The organism is Oribacterium sinus, from assembly GCF_014202695.1.
Lineage (GTDB): Bacteria > Bacillota > Clostridia > Lachnospirales > Lachnospiraceae > Oribacterium > Oribacterium sinus.
The window spans coordinates 19,171-36,579 of the sequence record NZ_JACHHH010000003.1; the positions used below are offsets into that span (position 1 = coordinate 19,171).

Genomic DNA, 17,409 nt, shown 5'->3' on the forward strand with positions numbered 1-17,409 from the left:
CCTTAAATCAATCCGCCAAAGCCGAAGAATGCAATCGCCATAAGGGCTGCGGTAACCAGGACAATGGGAGACCCCTGGAAAGAACGGGGAATTCTATCATTTCCTTCAATGATATTCTCCCGGATTCCCGCCATCAGCAATAATGCTAAAGCAAAACCTACGGAAATTCCCAGTCCGTAAACTAAGCTCTGGGCAAAATTATAGCCATAAGAAACATTATTCAAGGCCACACCCAATACCGCACAGTTTGTGGTAATCAGAGGAAGGTATACTCCCAAAGACTCATAAAGAGAAGGTACATTCTTCTTTAAGAACATCTCTACAAACTGTACCAGCGCCGCAATAACCAGGATGAACACAATGGTATTCAGATACTCCAGACCATCCGTTAGCCCCAAAGCTTTGCAAAGGGGGCTGGAAGCCGCCAAGAAGGCAACATAGATGCCATGGGTAATTACAGAGGCAATCACGATAACGAAGATTACCGCTCCTCCCATACCCTTGGAGGACTCTGTCTTCTTAGACACACCAAGGAAGGGACAGATTCCCAAGAATTGGGAAAGCACTACGTTACTAACCAGGGAATACTTAATGGCAATCAATAGCAAATCAATCATACTGCCGCCTCCTTCTTCTCTACTTCACTCTTTTCAGGAGCTTTTTCCTTGCAATCGGAGAAGCAGCCCATACAGTTTCCGCCACAAACAAATTCCTCCGGAGCATCTCCGTTGGTTGCGGAAGGAAGACGCAACTTGTTCTGAATTGCCGTAAGAACCGCAAGAACCAGGAAGGCACCGGGAGCCAGTACGAAAATGCTGATGCTGTAGGCCTCCGGAATCAATCTGAAGTTAAAGATGGTTCCTGCACCGATTAACTCTCTTACGGATCCGATAATGGTTAAGGCCATGGTAAATCCGATACCCATACCAAGACCGTCAAAGAAGGACAAAGCCGGACCGTTAAACAAGGCATAGGACTCCGCTCTTCCTAAAATGATACAGTTAACTACAATCAAAGGAATATAGATACCCAAAGCCTCATATAAAGCCGGTACATAGGCCTGAATCAAAAGTTGAACAATGGTAACCAGAGATGCTACTACCACGATTTCTCCCGGAAGACGCATACGCTCCGGAATAGTTTTACGAAGGGCGGAAATCAGCATATTGGAAAACATTAATACCGCCGTGGTGGACAATCCCATTCCCAATCCGTTTATCGCGCTGGTGGTGGTTGCCAAGGTAGGACACATTCCCAGCATGATAATGAAGGTAGGGTTTTCTTTGATAATACCGTTATATAATCTTTCTATGTATTTATTCATCTCCCCCTCCTACTTTAAAACGTAATTTTCCACAAATTCCGTGGATGCATTTACCGTATTGGTTACTGCCGTACTGGTAATGGTAGCACCGGAAATCGCATCGATTTCGTTCTCTCCTGCACCGCCGCCTTTTTTCACGGCAATCTTTGTAGTTTTCCCGGCAAACTGCTTGTAGAACTCGGGAAGAGTTGCTTTTTGTCCAAGACCTGCCGTCTCCGGTAAGGTTTCCGGGAAAGAAATTCCGGTAACCTTTAAGTCTTTATCCACACCTACAACCACTACAACGGGACCGCCGTAGCCTGCTGCATGTCCCTTCAGCACATATCCTACAGTTTCCCCTGAAGCATCCTTAGCCACAATAGCATCCGTCAGCTCTGCACCGCCGTTATCCGTTGCCAAAGTTCCTTCTTCGGTAGCCTTCTGTAAAGTATCCTTCAGTTCCTCACTGTCATAATCCGCAGCATCCAAAACCACCTTGTAGGCTTTGTTGGTTGCTTCTTTAATGGCATTGGCAATGGTATCCTTCGTCATTCCGTATACCACGCCTAAAAGCAGTCCGGAGATTAAGGTAATGGCAGTAAGCACTAAGGCGTCTTTCATAAAGGAATCTTTTTTCATCTTACTTTCCCTCCCTGCCAAATGCCTTCGGTATCGTCATGTTATTGATTGTCGGTACCAAAATATTGCTCAAAATAATCGCATAGGAAACGCCCTCTGCAGAACCGCCGAAAAGACGGAACAATCCGGTTAAAATTCCCACAAGCACCGCAAAGACAATCTGTCCGTTGGGAGTAATGGGAGAAGATACATAGTCTGTCAGCATAAAAAAGGCACCGAAAATCAGTCCGCCTCCTAAGATTTCGGAAGCAAGGTAATGCATATCAAATCCTCTTCCGGAGAAGATCAGGGTAAACAGCGCTACGGTTCCGATGTAAATCAAAGGCATCTTAGGAGAAATAACCTTCCGAACAATCAGGTATAAAGCACCGATCAAAAGACAGATCTTGGATACCTCTCCGATGGTTCCCGGAATTCTTCCCACAAACATATCCATCAGATTCATGCTGGCATCCGGAGTTGTTTTTAAAATTGCAAGAGGGGTTGCGGTGGCAATTCCGTCTGCCCCTGCATTGTTGAAAGCAGTCATCTTTCCTGCAAAGGAAATCAGCAGGAAGCAACGAGCCGCCAGGGCCGGGTTCATGAAGTTGGCCCCCAATCCTCCGTAAAGCTGCTTTACCACAATAATGGCAAACACGGATCCCAACATAGGAATCCAATAGGGAATTCCGGGAGGACAGTTTAAGGCCAAAATCATACCGGTTACCGCAGCAGACCAGTCGTTAACCGTCACAGGCTGCTTCATAGCCTTCTGATAGGCAAACTCTGTAAATACCGCCATCAAAGTGGTGAGTACCACCACCAATAGAGCGTGAAATCCCCACTGTAAAACGCCGTAAATAGCAGTGGGAAGCATGGCAATCACAACGTCTCTCATTAATTCCGCGGAAGTCACCCTGTCACGCACATGGGGATTCGCAGAAAGATGTAAAAGTTTCATTTATTTACCTCCCTGGGCCTTTACGGCTTTTGCTCTCTTCTCTGCATTGACTTTTCTCTTCATCTGCTTAAAGCCCTGGGTTAAAGGACGCTTTGCGGGACAGACATAGGAACAGCATCCGCACTCGATACACTCCATACCGTAAAGCTTTTCAAAGCGTTCCGTGTTCTTTTGAAGAGAAGCCACCATCATCAATGTAGGCATCAAATTCTCCGGGCAGGCTGTAACGCATCTGCCGCAGTTAATGCAGGGAGTGGTAGCCTCTTCCGCTACCGGGTCTTTCTTAAACGCCAAAATAGAGCTGGAGTTCTTGGTCACAGGAATATCCAGCACAAAAAGCGGCATGCCCATCATGGGCCCTCCGGAAATCACCTTTTCCGGATCCTCCGAAAAACCGCCTGCGGCAGAAATCACCTGCTGATAATTGGTTCCCAAGGGTACACGGAAGTTACCGGGACTTGCTACCGCATCTCCGGTTACGGTTAAAATCTTTCTAACCAAAGGCTTGGACTCGCAAACCGCCTCATAAATAGCCACAACGGTGTCTACATTGTCCACTACAACCCCCGCATCCGCCGGTAACATGGAGGAATTAATCTTTCTTCCGCTGGCAGCATAAATCAGCTGACGCTCTCCCCCCTGGGGATAACGGGTTCTTAAGGCTACTACCTCAATATTGTCCATGCCCTTAACTTTTTCCGTCAAAAGCTTGATTGCTTCCGGTTTGTTGTCTTCAATGCAAATCTTTCCCTTGGCATTTGGGAAAATGGAGAGGACTACCTGTAAACCGCCAATCAGTTTCTCCGGCATCTCCATCATATCTCTGTAATCGGAGGTAAGATAAGGCTCACACTCTGCCCCATTTACCAAAAATAAGTCAATCTTATCGATTTCCTTCGGACTAAGCTTTACAAAAGTAGGAAAACCGGCACCTCCTAAGCCCACAATGCCTGCGTCCCTTACAATGCTCACAATTTCTTCCCGAGACAAGTTATGATAGTCCCGTTTCTCTCCAAAGCCCGGAATGGATTCGTATTGCTGATCATTATCCACCACAATGGATTCCACCATAGCTCCCCCTACGGTAAGTCTCTTCTCAATGGCTTTAACGGTACCTGAAACAGAAGAAATAACAGGTGCGGAAATAAATCCGTTGGCCTCTGCAATCTTCTGTCCTAAAAGAACCCGATCTCCCTTTTGTACCAAGGGCTTGGCAGGGGCTCCAATGTGCTGCGAAAGTGGATAAACCATCAACCCCTCAGGACGCAAATCAACAATGGACTTGTCCATTGCCAATTCCTTTCCGTCATAGGGATGAACGCCACCCTTAAAAGTGGTAACACCCATTCTTATACCTCCCAAAATCTTCCTCATAGACAATTCTTATTATACTATGAAGATTCTTAAAAACAAAGAAAGAGAACCCTATGCACGGAATTTTGTGCATAGAATTCCCCTATATTTTCTTACTATTTTTATGATATTTGTACAAATGCCAAAAAATTTTTTTGTCAAACTTTTGTCAATAGCTCTTGAAGACTTCCCTTTCATTTTCTATTTCTGTTAAAAATTTTCTGAAAATAGAAAGAAGGGGCTGTAAAAAAATCAAAATAGTTTTCTAAGCAATATAGGTCTAAATTAGGGGCACGCTCTCGCTAGCTTCGCCACGTAGCGGATACTAAGCGAAAAACTTCGATTCTCTTGTTTTTCGCAAGTACCGACGGGCTCAGACTACCTCTCATTTAGACCTATATTGCCGAAAATCTATTTATTATTTTGATTTTTTACAGGCCCTTATCCCTTCTCCTGTAAACGGTAGGCTTTCAAAAGCTGCTTGGCCAATACCGCAGTAGTTACAGCGCCCAAGCCTCTTGGCACCGGAGAAATCTTTTCGGCAACGGTTGACATAGTATCAAAATCCACATCTCCTACAAGATTTCCCTTTTCATCCCGGTTGGTTCCTACGTCGATTACCGTAGCCCCCTCCTTACAATAAGAAGAGCCTATTGCCTTTGCTTTTCCCATACAGCAAACCAAAACATCCGCTCGCTTAGTCACTTCTTTTATATTACTCGTTTTACTGTGGCAGAGAGTTACCGTGGCATCCTTATTGGTCATCAAGATGGACAAGGGTCTTCCCACTACCAAAGAACGCCCCAAAATGCAAACTTCCTTTCCCGCCAGAGGAATCTTATAAAAACGGCACATTTCCATAACCGCCTGTGCCGTGCAGGGCGCAAAGGCACTTTCATCCTTTAAAATCAAGCCCGCCATATTCTCTCTGCTGACCCCTTCCACATCCTTTTCTCTTTTAATCATTCTGAAGGCTGTTTCCTGATCCAAATGAGAGGGAAGGGGACGAAATACCATGATTCCGTGAATCTCTTCATCTCCATTTAAAAATTGAATAACCTCCTGAAACTGTTCATTGCTGCAATCCGCCGGAAGCTGATAGCTCTTTACTTCCAATCCGAAGGATAGAAAACGCTTTTTAATGGCCTTCTCATAGGTAACATCCGCCGTCCTTTCTCCTACACGAATAAGCGCCAAAGCCGGCATCACCCCGGGTCTTTCCGCCAAAAAGGCCACACATTCCTTCTCTATTTCTTCCGCCACCGGTTTTCCCAATAATTCTTCCATACTTCCTTACTACTCCTTTCCCCATTTGAAATTAAGTCTTTATAATCCTCTTACCACGTTTTCTACCGCCTGAATAATCTCTTCCAGCAAAGAAATGCCCGTTCTTGCCCTATCGCAAACTGCCTCTCTTTTCGCCTTGATTTCCTGATTCTGCATACTTTTGGTATTAATATATACATTTAGTATGGCACTTTCCATGGCTGTCTTCAGGAAGCCGGCCCCCACCCCAACATCCGACAGGGCAATTCGGGATCCCTTCTCCTGTAATCGGGCAAATAATGGAATCTTCTCTAAACATAGCTCCAAAAGTTCTGTGGGTACCAAAGATGCCTCTATAAGACAGTTCTCCATAGTTTCTCTATAAATCTTTTGTTCTTCCTCTGTTTCTCTGGGTAAGGAATATGCCTTTGACAGGGGCAGGAAAACCTCTTCATCCCTTGCTTCCAAAGCAAGGGATTTCTGCTTTGCCTCCTCCAGAGATTTCATGATTCCTTCCAACTCATCCTTAAAATCCGCATAGCTCTTCTTTCCCAATGTAAGATTTCCCACCATCATTCCCAGAGAAAAGGCAAATGCAGCCGATAGCGCTGCCGCCCCGCCGCCCCCGGGAATAGGGCTCTTGGAAGAAAGAGCCTCTAAATACTGAACAATGCTTTCTTGCTTCTGCTCTTTCATAGCTTTCCCCTCCTACACTCGGCCCTTAATAGACTTCTATAACATACAAATCCTATATCCTATAATTTTGCTGTTTATACTAGCATAATATTTCGGTTTTACACAAGTTTTCTGTTTTACACAAATTTTCTGTTTTACACAAATTTTCTGTTTTGCATAAATTATCTGTTTTGCACAAGCTTTCTCAATGTAATATGGTCCCCCAAATCTCATGAGTAACAAAGACAGGACACGATACAGGGAGAACAGGCCTAAACACAAAGCAAGGTTCCAAGCCCTCTTCCTCCACCAGCTTGGAACCTTCACACAGTATTTTGCTTTATTATTCTTCGAAGGAAAGAATTTATTCTTATGAAAAACTTCCTTTTACGCTTTCTTATCCTGTAAAGCCCTTACCAGCTCCGGAAGTCCGAAAAGAGTGATGAAGCCCCCGGCATCCTTATGATCGTATAAATCTCCCGTGGTAAAGCTTGCCAGGGAAGCATTGTAAAGAGAATAGGGAGAAGAGGTTCCGGCCTTTATGATATTTCCCTTGTAAAGCTTCATCTTGGTCTCTCCGGATACCTTCTCCTGGGTGCTCTTTACAAAGGCCTGTAAAGCTTCCCGAAGAGGAGCAAACCACTTTCCTTCATAAACCACCTGAGAAAACTTCTCTTCCACTATTTTCTTCATTTCCATGGTCTGCCGATCCAAAATCAGCTCTTCCAACTGCTTATGGGCTTCCAAAAGGATGGTTCCGCCGGGAGTTTCGTAAACTCCACGACTCTTCATCCCCACCACGCGGTTCTCCACGATATCCACAATGCCGATACCGTTCTTTCCCCCCAGGTGATTCAGTTCCTCAATCATCTCCTTCAAGGACATTTTCTTCCCATTCAATGCCACCGGCACTCCCTTTTCCCAGGTAATGGATAGAGGGGTTTCCTGATCCGGTGCCTTCTGAGGTGTTACGGAGAGCATTAAAAGATGCTCATAATTAGGCTCTGTCTCCGGGTCCTCCAGCTCTAAGCCTTCATGGGAAATATGCCAAAGATTCCTGTCCCTGCTGTAGGAATTCTCATGGCTTCCAAAAGCCAGGTCAATGCCCTTTTCCTTACAGTATGCCATTTCATCTTCCCTGGACTGAAAAGTCCAGAGCTCTGTCATCCGCCAAGGGGCAAGAATATGCAGCTCCGGTGCTAAAGCCTTAATACCCAGCTCAAAACGGATCTGGTCGTTACCCTTTCCGGTAGCTCCGTGACAAATGGCGCTAGCCCCCTCCTTCTTGGCAATCTCCACCAATCTTTTGGCAATAGCCGGACGAGCCATGGAAGTTCCCAAAAGATATTTATTTTCATAGCAGGCATTGGCTTGAATACAGGGAAGAACATATTCCTCGCAGAATTCATCCTGAATATGCTCGATATACAGTTTCTCCGCTCCGGACAGCTTCGCCCGTTCCGGAAGGTCGGAAAGCTCCTCTTCCTGCCCCACATCCACGCAGACACAAACGACCTTATAGCCAAAGTTCTCCTTCAGCCAAGGAATAATGGCAGTGGTATCCAGACCTCCGGAATAAGCCAGAATAATCTTCTCCCCCTTGGTATTTCCCTCCGGTATCATGCTTCCCATATTGACTCCTTTCAAAAATCCATCTTCTCCAAAAACGCTGCTCTACCTTCAAGACCAGCTTAGAATAATAGATATTTATTCATATGTCAAGCATATTTATTCATTTATATCCACTATTATTCCTTTTGTATGAATATTAATTCCTCCATAGAGAATGATAATTTCTCCCAAGAGAATATTTCTCCTCATTTCGATAGTTCCCGAAGTATTCTTTTTTCAGAGCCCGGGAAATAAAAAAAGAAGATGCAAACAAGCTTACGTTTACATCTTCTTTTTTATTAATCCCAAAGCGCTCCGGGAGCTCCTTTGGTCTTCCTGTTCTTTACACAGCTTTCCAGAGAAATAGCATCATAGATATCCTCTTCCACTAAATCGGAAAACTTCCTGTACTCTTCCAAGGAAAGCTCTTCCAAATCCTTTCCTTCCTTCTCACAGTACAAAACCAACTCTCCCACAACACCGTGGGCAGTACGGAAGGGCATGCCTTTTTTCACCAGATAATCTGCCACATCCGTAGCATTGCTGAAGCCCTTTTTCGCGCTTTCCCGAAGGCGTTCCAAACGGAATTCCATGCTTTCCAGCATTTTCGCCATGACGCGAAGACAAAATTGCAGGGTGTCCATACTGTCGAAGGCCACCTCCTTATCCTCCTGCATATCCTTGTTATAGGCCAGAGGCAGTCCCTTCATGGTGGTCAGAAGAGAAAAGAGATTGCCGTAAACTCTTCCGGTTTTTCCCCGAATCAACTCCGCCATATCCGGATTCTTCTTCTGGGGCATAATGCTGGAGCCTGTGGAATATTTGTCGGACAAGCGGATGTAGCCATAATCGTTGCTGTTCCAAAGAATAATTTCCTCACACAGTCTGGATAAATGCATACTAATCATGGATAGGCAGAATAGATATTCAATCAAATAGTCCCGATCCGAAACGGAATCCATGGAATTTTCCGTAGCAGCGGTAAAGCCAAGCTCCTTTGCCACCATTTCCCGGTCCAGAGGATAGGTGGTGCCGCCGAAAGCTCCGGCGCCCAAGGGAGAGAAATTCATTCTCTTCTCTCCGTCCAAAAGACGACTCCTGTCTCTTAAAAACATTTCCTTGTAGGCCCCGAAGTGATGAGCGATGGTAGTTGGTTGAGCCTTTTGCAAATGGGTAAAGCCCGGCATAATATCTCTTCTGTGCTTCTCCATGAGTTTTTCAATGACGGCAAGTAATTCCTCCAGATACCCTCTGCATTCTTCACTGTTTCTCCGTACATAAAGACGCATGTCCAGTGCTACCTGGTCATTTCGGGAGCGGCCGGTATGCAATTTCTTCCCCAGCTCTCCGATTCTGTGAATTAAAACCGTTTCCACAAAGGAATGAATGTCCTCCGCATCCCCTTCTATCAAAAGCTTCCCGGACTGTAAATCCTTTCGAATCCCTTCCAAGCCCTCTTGGATCTTCCGACCTTCCTCTTCCGTGAGAACCCCCACCCTGGAAAGCATTTTAACATGGGCAAGGGAGCCCTCCAAATCTTCCATAGCTAAACGCTTATCAAAGGGGAGAGAGGCATTGAAGGCCTGTGCCAACTCATCCACGTTTTCCGTAAATCTTCCACCCCATAATTTCATCCGCTACTCCTTTACATCCATTTTTTCCAGTTCCAGCCCCCGCTTTCTTCCTCTGGGAAGTCTGCCGGTATAAACCTTTACAGGATAGGGACTGTGGCCTCTCTTTCGACTTCTTCCGTTAGGAATTTTATCATGGGGAATCTTCACCCGCAGGTTCTCCGCTACAGGGTGCTCCAAGCTTTTCGGTGCCGACCCCAGCTTCTTCCGAATCAAGAGAAATGCTGCAAAGAAAAGAATCGCCGTAAAGCTTAATAAGAGTCCGAATCTCCAGCCCTCCGGCGTATATTGTAAACGAATGGCATGCTGTCCTTCCGATACGGGCACGCCCAAAAATCCCGTAAATATTGCCTCCGGCTCCACCTGATTTCCATCTACTGTGACCTTCCAGCCCGGATCATAGGGAATACTGAAGAAAACCTTGCCCTCTTCCTTAGCCTGCACAGTACCTTCTATCGTTCTTGCATTCATTTTACCAAGCTTAAATCCTCGTCCGGACAAAGCTTCCACAAAATCGGAAAGTACATCATAGTGAAAACGATACACGGTGGCATCCATGCTCTGCCCCTCCGTCTTGGAGCTGAGCTTTACTTCCGTTCCGGCTGAAAGATAGCCTAAATCCAACAAATACCCTCTATCCACATGGTCATAGCTTTTTTCTCTCTCCGGAAATTGCACCTTAACCTCTTCCACCTTCGTGTTATTCACATAGGCAAAATAGTGACCTTCCTCGTCTGCAGTAAAACTGTAATCTTCTCCTTCTCTTTCTCCCAGAATGGTTTCCAGAGCATTTTCCCCTGTCAAAGATTCGGAAATACTGTTTTGTACCAATGCCGGAGTTCCCGCCTTTTCATTCCACTGATTCAGCTCCTCTTCGCTTAAAGCAAAGCCTACAGGCAGTGTTTGGGTATTTTCATACAGGCGATAGTCTCCCTCTCCTGTCCAATAAGCCAGCCCCTGCTCCTCCCCATTCTTCAATTCTTCCTTAGTAATCAGATATTTGACCGAAAGAAGACTATTCATCAAGGGTGTGGCCCCATTAATCGCGTAAGCATTGGTGGAAGCTTCCATTCCCAAGAGAGTATAAACCTCAGACATTTTTCCGTAGGCCGTGGAGGAGAAAATAGAGGCACTGGGATACTGCATAAGAGCTCCATCATCCTTGGTTTTTCGGTCCGCCCTATCCACACGGTAAAAATCGGAGTCCTCCAGCTTCACTTCCGAAAGCAGCGTAGCCGTTTCCTTCTGTCCCTCCAGATAATTTGCCCGATTGGTGGTGGGCACGGAGGTTACCGCCATATTTGCCGTAGCTTCTATAAAGCAAAGAGCCAATAAGGTATAGAAAAAGCTTCTTGGGGTAAATGCTTTTTTCTCCAGCACGAAAAGAAGGTAGTACAAAAAGCTGAAGAGCATACCCATATAGAAGACAGACCAGTGAAAGCCCTCCGCCGTAATCAGCTTCTGGCACAAAAGCGCAAAAACAAAGCAAAGGAAGAAGGAAAGACTATAGTCTTTTTTCGTATTGCCTTTACGCTTCACCATAAGCTCCGCCCCCTGGGTAAGGAGGAGAAAAATGTATAAGAAGCTCTGTCTTGCAGGCAGGCTGTTGGGATAATGAAAGCCATGCCAGATAAAATTCAAAACATTGATAGAAAAGCTTAAAAAGAAGAAAATGCTCAGGATAGCGTAAAAGCATTTTCGAGAAAGGGAAATGCTTTGATTTCGGTAGTACAAGGGAATTAAGAAGAGCAACAAAGTCCCTGCATAAATATTAGGCCAATGCTTTAATCCCTGCTCCGTTTCCACAAAGGCAAATTGTCTGGCAAGCATATCGATAATGCCAAAGTATTGGGTAAAGGTCTTCGGAAAGGAAATGCTGGAAGAGGCGGTAAAGCGCAAGGCAAAATAGGCCGGGAGCAGAAAAACCGCCGCCATTGCCCCGGCCAACAAGGAATACAGGCCGAAGCGAAAAAGAATGAGAAAAATCCCCTGTCTTCTTTCCCGAAGGATAAAGAAAAACTGGAACAGAAAATATACCACCAAAAAAAGGCAGATCATAATGCTGATATAATAATTGGAAAGAATGGAAAGTGCCAAGCTTACCGTATAAAGCCCTACCTCTCCTCTATCCATCATTCGCTCTAAGCCCAGGAGAATCAAAGGGAAAAGCAGTACACAATCCAGCCACATTACATTCCAGGAATAGGCCGCAATGTAACCGGACAGGGCATAAAACAATGCAAAGATAATAAAGTAAGGACTGTTTTTCTGAAAATGATAACGAAAATACAGGGAAGCCGTCGCTCCTGTCAGCGCAATTTTCAGAAGCACCAGATAGCTTACATACTCAATCACCAAGCCTTTAGGAAAAAGCAAAATAAACCAATTTAAAGGACTGGCCAGATAGTAGGCAATCAAAGCAATAAAATTGCTGCCAAGACCTATATGAAAGCTATAGAGTAAAGATTCCCCGGATTGCAGCTTTCTTTGAAATTCCTGAAAAAAGGGAGCGTACTGGTGATATAAGTCCGTACGCAAAAAGCTTTCTTTTCCAAATGGAAATACTCCCTTTGCCACAAAAATCCCCAACATGGCCAGAAGGGGGAGCAGGAAGGAAATGATTTCCTGCTTTCCTAAACGGATTTTCTCGAAAGCGCTTCTCTCTTTATTCATAGCATTTTCTCCTTACTTAAAAATCAAAAATTTGCTGGCAAAGTAATTTCCCACCAGATTAATGACCGAGCTACCCAGCCATCCCAGCCCATGGGAAAAATGTAAAATATCCACAAAAAATACCAGCAGGAAAAAACTGGCTATGCCGGAAAACACTCTCAGGGAAAAGAAAGAAAGAAATTCCTGAATTCCCTTCTTTTCCGTTTTTTGAAAGACAAAAAACTTATTTCCGTAGTAGGCAAAGACCACCGCCAGGAAGAAGGCAACCCCATAGGATATTTTATAGGAAAAAAAAGGAGAAATAGATTGCTTTTGCAAAAGAAGATCCAGAGCGTGATAAATCACGTAATTCACTAAAGTGGTGAGAATCCCCATTACAAGATATCGTATACTTTCTAATAATTGCTTATTCATTATATTTTTTAACACCTTAAATTCTATTCTTAGTTTTTGAACATGCCTAGTATACGAAAAGAGGGAAGGGAAAGCAAGAAGGGATAGGGAAGTCGAGGAAAATAAAACGCTTTACAAAAAAAACAGCCCCGGCGTAGGGGCTAAGATTATCCCTGCGCCAAAGCTGTTTTTGTAAAGCTATGTATCCCTTACTTGCTTACTGCCTTTGCTTTCTTACTGCCTTTACTTTCTTATTGCTTTACTTTCTTACTGACTTTACTTTCTTACTGCCTTTACTTTTTTATTCCTTTACTTTCCTTCCATCATTCCTTGGCGACTTCTCCATCGACTCTATACTCTAGCCGGCCTTCTTGGGAGAATGGGCATGGATTCTTTCTTCCACTTCCACTCTGGGAATGCTGAGAGAAATGGAGAGCTCCTCATAAAGAATATCCTCTGCCTGCTCCATAAAGTGTAAGTCCAAAAGAGTAAGTTTTTTCCCCTGTCTTGCCCGTTCCACTCTTCTTTCCATCAAGGTCTTGATAACCTGTAACAGCGCATCCGGCGCACAGCTTTTGATGCTGTCTCTGCAATTCTCTTCCCGCTGTTTCGGCGTCTTACATTGTAAAGCATGAATGTTCTCCACACCAAGCATAAAGCTTTCCGCCTGCTCTCTGGTCATTACCGAGCGCATATTGGTCTTGCCTGCCTCTACCGGAGCATATACGGCACCATCCGGTTTCTTTACTGCCTGCAAGATATAATATTCTTTGTCTTTTGGAATTCCTTCTAAATTCAGGTGTGTCGTTCCGATAATCTTATGGACACCCTTACAGCCATAAACCACATACGTGCCTGACTGGTACATTTTCTCCTCCTATTCTATTGAGATAATTACGAATCTATTAAAAACTAGTTTTCATTGTAGCATTCTCCCAATAGGATTACCAGCATTTTGCACGATTTATAAATTTTTTGTCTGACTTAAATAAAAAGAATTTATAAGTAATCGCTTTTTTATGCGTTTTTCTTTTTTACTTATGATAAGGCTCCCCTGCATTAATACGGAAGACTCTGTATATTTGCTCCAAAAGAATCACCCGCATAAGCTGGTGAGGGAAGGTCATGGCGGAGAAGCTTAAAGAATAGTTGGCTCTGGAAAGGACGGAGGGGGCCAGACCCAGGGAGCCTCCAATCACAAAGCAAAATTCACTTTCTCCATGGAGGGCCTGCTTTTCCAAAAATTTGGCAAAGGCTATGGAATCCAACTCCTTTCCCAGGATGGCCAAGGCAATCACAAAGGCACGATCCGGAATTTTACTAAGAATTCTTTCTCCCTCCTTCTCCAAAACCTGTAAAACTTCCGTTTCACTGGCTTCTTCCTTGGTCTTTTCATCCGCCACTTCAATAATTTCCCATTTACAATAGGAAGAAAGGCGCTTTCCGTATTCAGAAAGTGCCTCTCGATAAAACTTCTCTTTGATTTTCCCAACCGCAATAATTTTAATGGTCATAGTGTCCCTATTCTGTATTTACTATGCATTGAGGATATATCCTTTACACTCTGCTTCTGGGATACTTCGTCACATCAAAGGAAATCAGCTTCTTATCCACGTAGCCCAGAGCGTCAAAGTAATAGTTCTTTCCCTCAATCAGATAGGAAATGTTGGTTTCTCCCTCTGCCTGTACCATGCCTCGGGGACGTCCCTGCTCATCCTTTTCAAAGTAAAAGATTTGATTCTTTCCCTTTTCGTCCGGAATGCTTGCCCATCCGGTAAGAACTACGCCGGCAGTATCACTGTTTTGCTCTTTATTATCGTACTGTGCGAAAAACCAGTGGCTATCCTCGTTAAACCAGCCTTCAGCCATCTTTCCTTCCGCATTGAAATAATAAAAACGATCTCCAATCTGTACCCAACGCTCCTTGGCATACTTCCAGGACTTACTCTTTACGTCCAGATACAAAAGCTTCCAGGCGCTGTCTTCCTTTTCCCAGATATAGGCTGTGGTGCTTCCCTTCTTCACGCCGCTAAGCTCTTCCTTGCTGGCTGCCCTTTCCTCGGCATGTCCTTGAAAACTCTGAAAAGAAAAGAGGAACAAGAAGGAGAAAAGCAGGAGCAAAGCGCTCCATACTCTTCTCTTCTTTTCCTCTGCCGTTGTTCTCTCTGCTTTACACATAAAACCTCCCGTCTACTCGGGAAGTTAAAGCTTAGGAAAGAGCCTTCTTTCTTTCCAGAACCTGCTCAAGCATCTGTCTGTACTTCATAGCCTTTTCTTCCTCCTCCTGCACCTTTTCCTTCGGTGCCTTGGACAGGAAGCGCTCATTCTTTAACATTCCCTCTGCACGTTGAATTTCTTTCTTCAGCCTCTCCTCTTCCTTCTCCAAACGCTCTCTTTCCTGATCCAAATCCACCAGATCAGAGAAGGGAAGGAAAATGTTGGCCTTCGGTATCAAGACAGAAACAGCATTTTCAGGAATACCTGTTCTGTCTTGCTGTATTATAACATCCTGTGCATAAGCAAGGGTAGCAAAGAATACCTTACTATGTGTAAACGTTTTTCTTAACCCCTCATCCTCGGTTACGAAGTAAACTGTAGCCTTTTTGGAAGGGGGAACATTCATTTCCGTACGAATATTTCGGATGGCACGAACCGCTTCCTTGATGGTCTCTCCCTCCTTCTCCGCCTCGGAAAAGTCCAGTTCTTCCGCGAAAACAGGCCAATCCGACAGCATCAGCATCTTCTCTTCTCCCGGGAATAAAGACTTTTCCGTGTCGTAAATCTCTTCCGTAATGAAGGGGCAGAAGGGATGCAACAAACTTAAGGAAGTTTTCAAAACCTTTAAGAGAGTCCAAAGGGCAAGAGTCTTGCTCTCTCCTCCCTCACTGTAGAGTCTGGGCTTTACCATCTCGATATACCAGTCACAGAACTCTTCCCAGATAAAGTTTTGAATCTTATCCAGGGCAATTCCCAGGTCAAAGGACTCTAAGTTTCTGGTCACCTCGGAAACGGTGTGGTTACACTTGGAAAGAATCCACCGGTCTGCCAACGCCAGGTTCTTGGGAAGCACGGAAAGCACCTCTTCCAGACTGGCTTCCTTCTTTCCTACCAGGGCCAGAAGAGCTTCTTTCTCCTCTTCCTTTACATTCATAAAGAGGAAACGGGAAGCATTCCAAACCTTATTCATAAAGTTTCTGCTGGCTTCCACACGGCTATGATAGAAACGCATATCGTTTCCCGGGGCATTTCCGGTAAGAAGCGTCATTCTCAAGGCATCCGCCCCGTAGGTTCCGATGATTTCCAAAGGATCGATTCCGTTTCCTAAGGACTTACTCATCTTTCTTCCCTGATCATCTCTAACGAGACCGTGAATCAGGACCTTCTTAAAAGGTGTCTTTCCGGTTTGCTCAATTCCGGAGAATACCATTCTAACTACCCAGAAGAAAATGATGTCATAGCCGGTAACCAGCACATCCGTAGGATAGAAATACTTGTAATCTTCCGTCTCCTCCGGCCAGCCTAAAGTCTCAAAGGGCCAAAGGGCACTGGAGAACCAGGTGTCAAGGGTATCCTCGTCCTGACGAAGGGATGCACTCTTACACTTTGGACAGCACTCCGGCTTTTCCAAAGATACGATTAGCTCTCCGCAGTCCTCACAGTAGTAAGCAGGAATGCGGTGTCCCCACCAAAGCTGACGGGAAATACACCAATCCTTGATATTTTCCAGCCAATGCAGGTAGGTCTTACCGTAGTTTTCCGGAACAAATTCCAAATCTCCCTTGTTCAGCGCTTCGATAGCGGGCTTTGCCAGCTCTTCCATCTTCACAAACCACTGGGGCTTTACCATAGGCTCAACGGTGGTTCCGCAACGATCATGCACACCTACATTGTGGCTGTGAGGCACCACCTTCTTTAAGAGTCCCTGCTTTTCTAAATCCTCCACCATCTTCTTTCTGGCTTCATAACGATCCATGCCGTTATAGGGGGAGCCTTCACAGATAATCTTGGCATCATCCGTTAAGATGTTTAAAACCTCTAAGCCATGTCTTTCTCCTACAAGGAAGTCGTTGGGATCATGGGCAGGGGTAATCTTTACACAACCGGTTCCGAACTCCTTATCCACATAGGCATCCGCAATCACCGGAATCACCCGGTCTGTCAAAGGCAGACGCAGTTCTTTTCCTACGATATCCTTATATCTTTCATCCTCCGGGTTTACAGCCACCGCCATATCACCTAAGAGAGTTTCCGGTCTGGTGGTAGCAATCTCCACAAAACGGCCTTCCTCTCCCACTACCGGGTAAAGGATGTGCCAGAAGGAGCCTTCCTGCTCCTCATGCAAAACCTCCGCATCGGAAATGGAGGTATTACAAACCGGACACCAGTTGATCATTCTGGAACCGCGGTAAATCAAGCCCTTTTTATACAGACGGACAAAGGTTTCCAGTACCGCATGGGAGCAGCCCTCGTCCATGGTAAAACGGAGACGATCCCAGTCCGGGGAGGAGCCCATCTTATGGAGCTGGTTGACAATACGATCCTCGTACTCTTCCTTCCACTTCCAGGCCTCCTTTAAGAAGCCTTCTCTTCCCAGCTCCCACTTGTCAATGCCCATATCCTTCAGCTTATTGATAACCTTTACCTCTGTGGCAATGGCGGCATGATCCGTTCCCGGCTGCCACAAAGCCTCAAAGCCCTGCATTCTCTTAAAACGAATCAGGGTATCCTGTAAGGCATTGTCCAAGGCGTGTCCCATGTGCAGCTGCCCGGTAACATTGGGAGGCGGCATCATAATGGTAAAGGGCTTTTTATTCGGATTTACCTTTGCGGCGAAGGCATTTCCCTTCAGCCACTTTTCGTAGATACGGTCCTCTACCTCTTCCGGATTATATTGTTTTGCAAGTTCTTTCATTTTCCCCTCCTGT

The 17,409-nt window shown here is 45.1% G+C and carries 15 protein-coding genes; all 15 read right to left on the bottom strand.

Features of this window, described 5'->3' with window-relative positions:
* Positions 1–2: 2 nt before the first annotated feature.
* The 15 genes from HNQ46_RS03445 to HNQ46_RS03515 all read right to left on the bottom strand — a co-directional run bounded on the left by HNQ46_RS03445 (position 3) and on the right by HNQ46_RS03515 (position 17,396).
* Positions 3–617, bottom strand: a complete 615-nt coding sequence (locus HNQ46_RS03445; RefSeq protein ID WP_183683052.1) for an electron transport complex protein RnfA — start codon at positions 615–617, stop codon at positions 3–5.
* Positions 614–1,324 carry an electron transport complex subunit RsxE gene (rsxE, locus tag HNQ46_RS03450; protein ID WP_183683055.1) on the bottom strand — a complete coding sequence of 237 codons (711 nt, stop codon included), beginning with the start codon at positions 1,322–1,324 and terminating at the stop codon, positions 614–616. The genes HNQ46_RS03445 and rsxE overlap by 4 nt, the downstream gene beginning before the upstream one ends.
* 9 nt (positions 1,325–1,333) lie before the next feature.
* Entirely contained in the window at positions 1,334–1,942 is a 609-nt protein-coding gene (locus tag HNQ46_RS03455; protein WP_007157841.1) for an RnfABCDGE type electron transport complex subunit G, read from the bottom strand.
* 1 nt (position 1,943) lies between these two features.
* Positions 1,944–2,882, bottom strand: coding sequence for an RnfABCDGE type electron transport complex subunit D (locus HNQ46_RS03460; protein ID WP_183683058.1), 939 nt, complete (start codon positions 2,880–2,882; stop codon positions 1,944–1,946).
* A complete protein-coding gene (gene rsxC, locus HNQ46_RS03465; RefSeq protein WP_183683061.1) occupies positions 2,883–4,229 on the bottom strand; it encodes an electron transport complex subunit RsxC in 1,347 nt (448 codons plus the stop codon). It lies immediately after the preceding gene.
* 447 nt (positions 4,230–4,676) lie between these two features.
* Positions 4,677–5,522 (bottom strand): bifunctional 5,10-methylenetetrahydrofolate dehydrogenase/5,10-methenyltetrahydrofolate cyclohydrolase, encoded by an 846-nt coding sequence (locus HNQ46_RS03470; RefSeq protein WP_183683064.1) that lies wholly within the window; start codon positions 5,520–5,522, stop codon positions 4,677–4,679.
* Between the two features lie 39 nt (positions 5,523–5,561).
* A complete protein-coding gene (locus HNQ46_RS03475) occupies positions 5,562–6,197 on the bottom strand; it encodes a cyclodeaminase/cyclohydrolase family protein (protein WP_183683067.1) in 636 nt (211 codons plus the stop codon).
* Between the two features lie 366 nt (positions 6,198–6,563).
* A complete protein-coding gene (locus tag HNQ46_RS03480) occupies positions 6,564–7,808 on the bottom strand; it encodes an argininosuccinate synthase (protein WP_183683070.1) in 1,245 nt (414 codons plus the stop codon).
* Positions 7,809–8,086: 278 nt separating this feature from the next.
* A complete protein-coding gene (gene argH, locus HNQ46_RS03485; protein ID WP_183683073.1) occupies positions 8,087–9,421 on the bottom strand; it encodes an argininosuccinate lyase in 1,335 nt (444 codons plus the stop codon).
* 3 nt (positions 9,422–9,424) lie between these two features.
* The gene (locus HNQ46_RS03490) at positions 9,425–12,091 is read right to left on the bottom strand and encodes a YfhO family protein (RefSeq protein ID WP_183683076.1); all 2,667 of its coding nucleotides are present in this window, start codon (positions 12,089–12,091) and stop codon (positions 9,425–9,427) included.
* Between the two features lie 12 nt (positions 12,092–12,103).
* On the bottom strand, positions 12,104–12,505 hold the full coding sequence (locus HNQ46_RS03495) for a GtrA family protein (protein WP_183683080.1): 402 nt from the start codon (positions 12,503–12,505) through the stop codon (positions 12,104–12,106).
* A 337-nt stretch (positions 12,506–12,842) separates the two neighbouring features.
* The gene (locus HNQ46_RS03500; RefSeq protein ID WP_007157853.1) at positions 12,843–13,352 is read right to left on the bottom strand and encodes a CarD family transcriptional regulator; all 510 of its coding nucleotides are present in this window, start codon (positions 13,350–13,352) and stop codon (positions 12,843–12,845) included.
* 166 nt (positions 13,353–13,518) lie between these two features.
* Positions 13,519–13,998, bottom strand: a complete 480-nt coding sequence (rlmH, locus tag HNQ46_RS03505) for a 23S rRNA (pseudouridine(1915)-N(3))-methyltransferase RlmH (protein ID WP_183683083.1) — start codon at positions 13,996–13,998, stop codon at positions 13,519–13,521.
* A 43-nt stretch (positions 13,999–14,041) separates the two neighbouring features.
* On the bottom strand, positions 14,042–14,662 hold the full coding sequence (locus tag HNQ46_RS03510; protein WP_183683086.1) for a cell wall-binding protein: 621 nt from the start codon (positions 14,660–14,662) through the stop codon (positions 14,042–14,044).
* 31 nt (positions 14,663–14,693) lie between these two features.
* Positions 14,694–17,396: a valine--tRNA ligase gene (locus HNQ46_RS03515; protein WP_183683100.1), complete on the bottom strand. Its 2,703-nt coding sequence runs from the start codon at positions 17,394–17,396 to the stop codon at positions 14,694–14,696.
* Positions 17,397–17,409 lie beyond the last annotated feature (13 nt).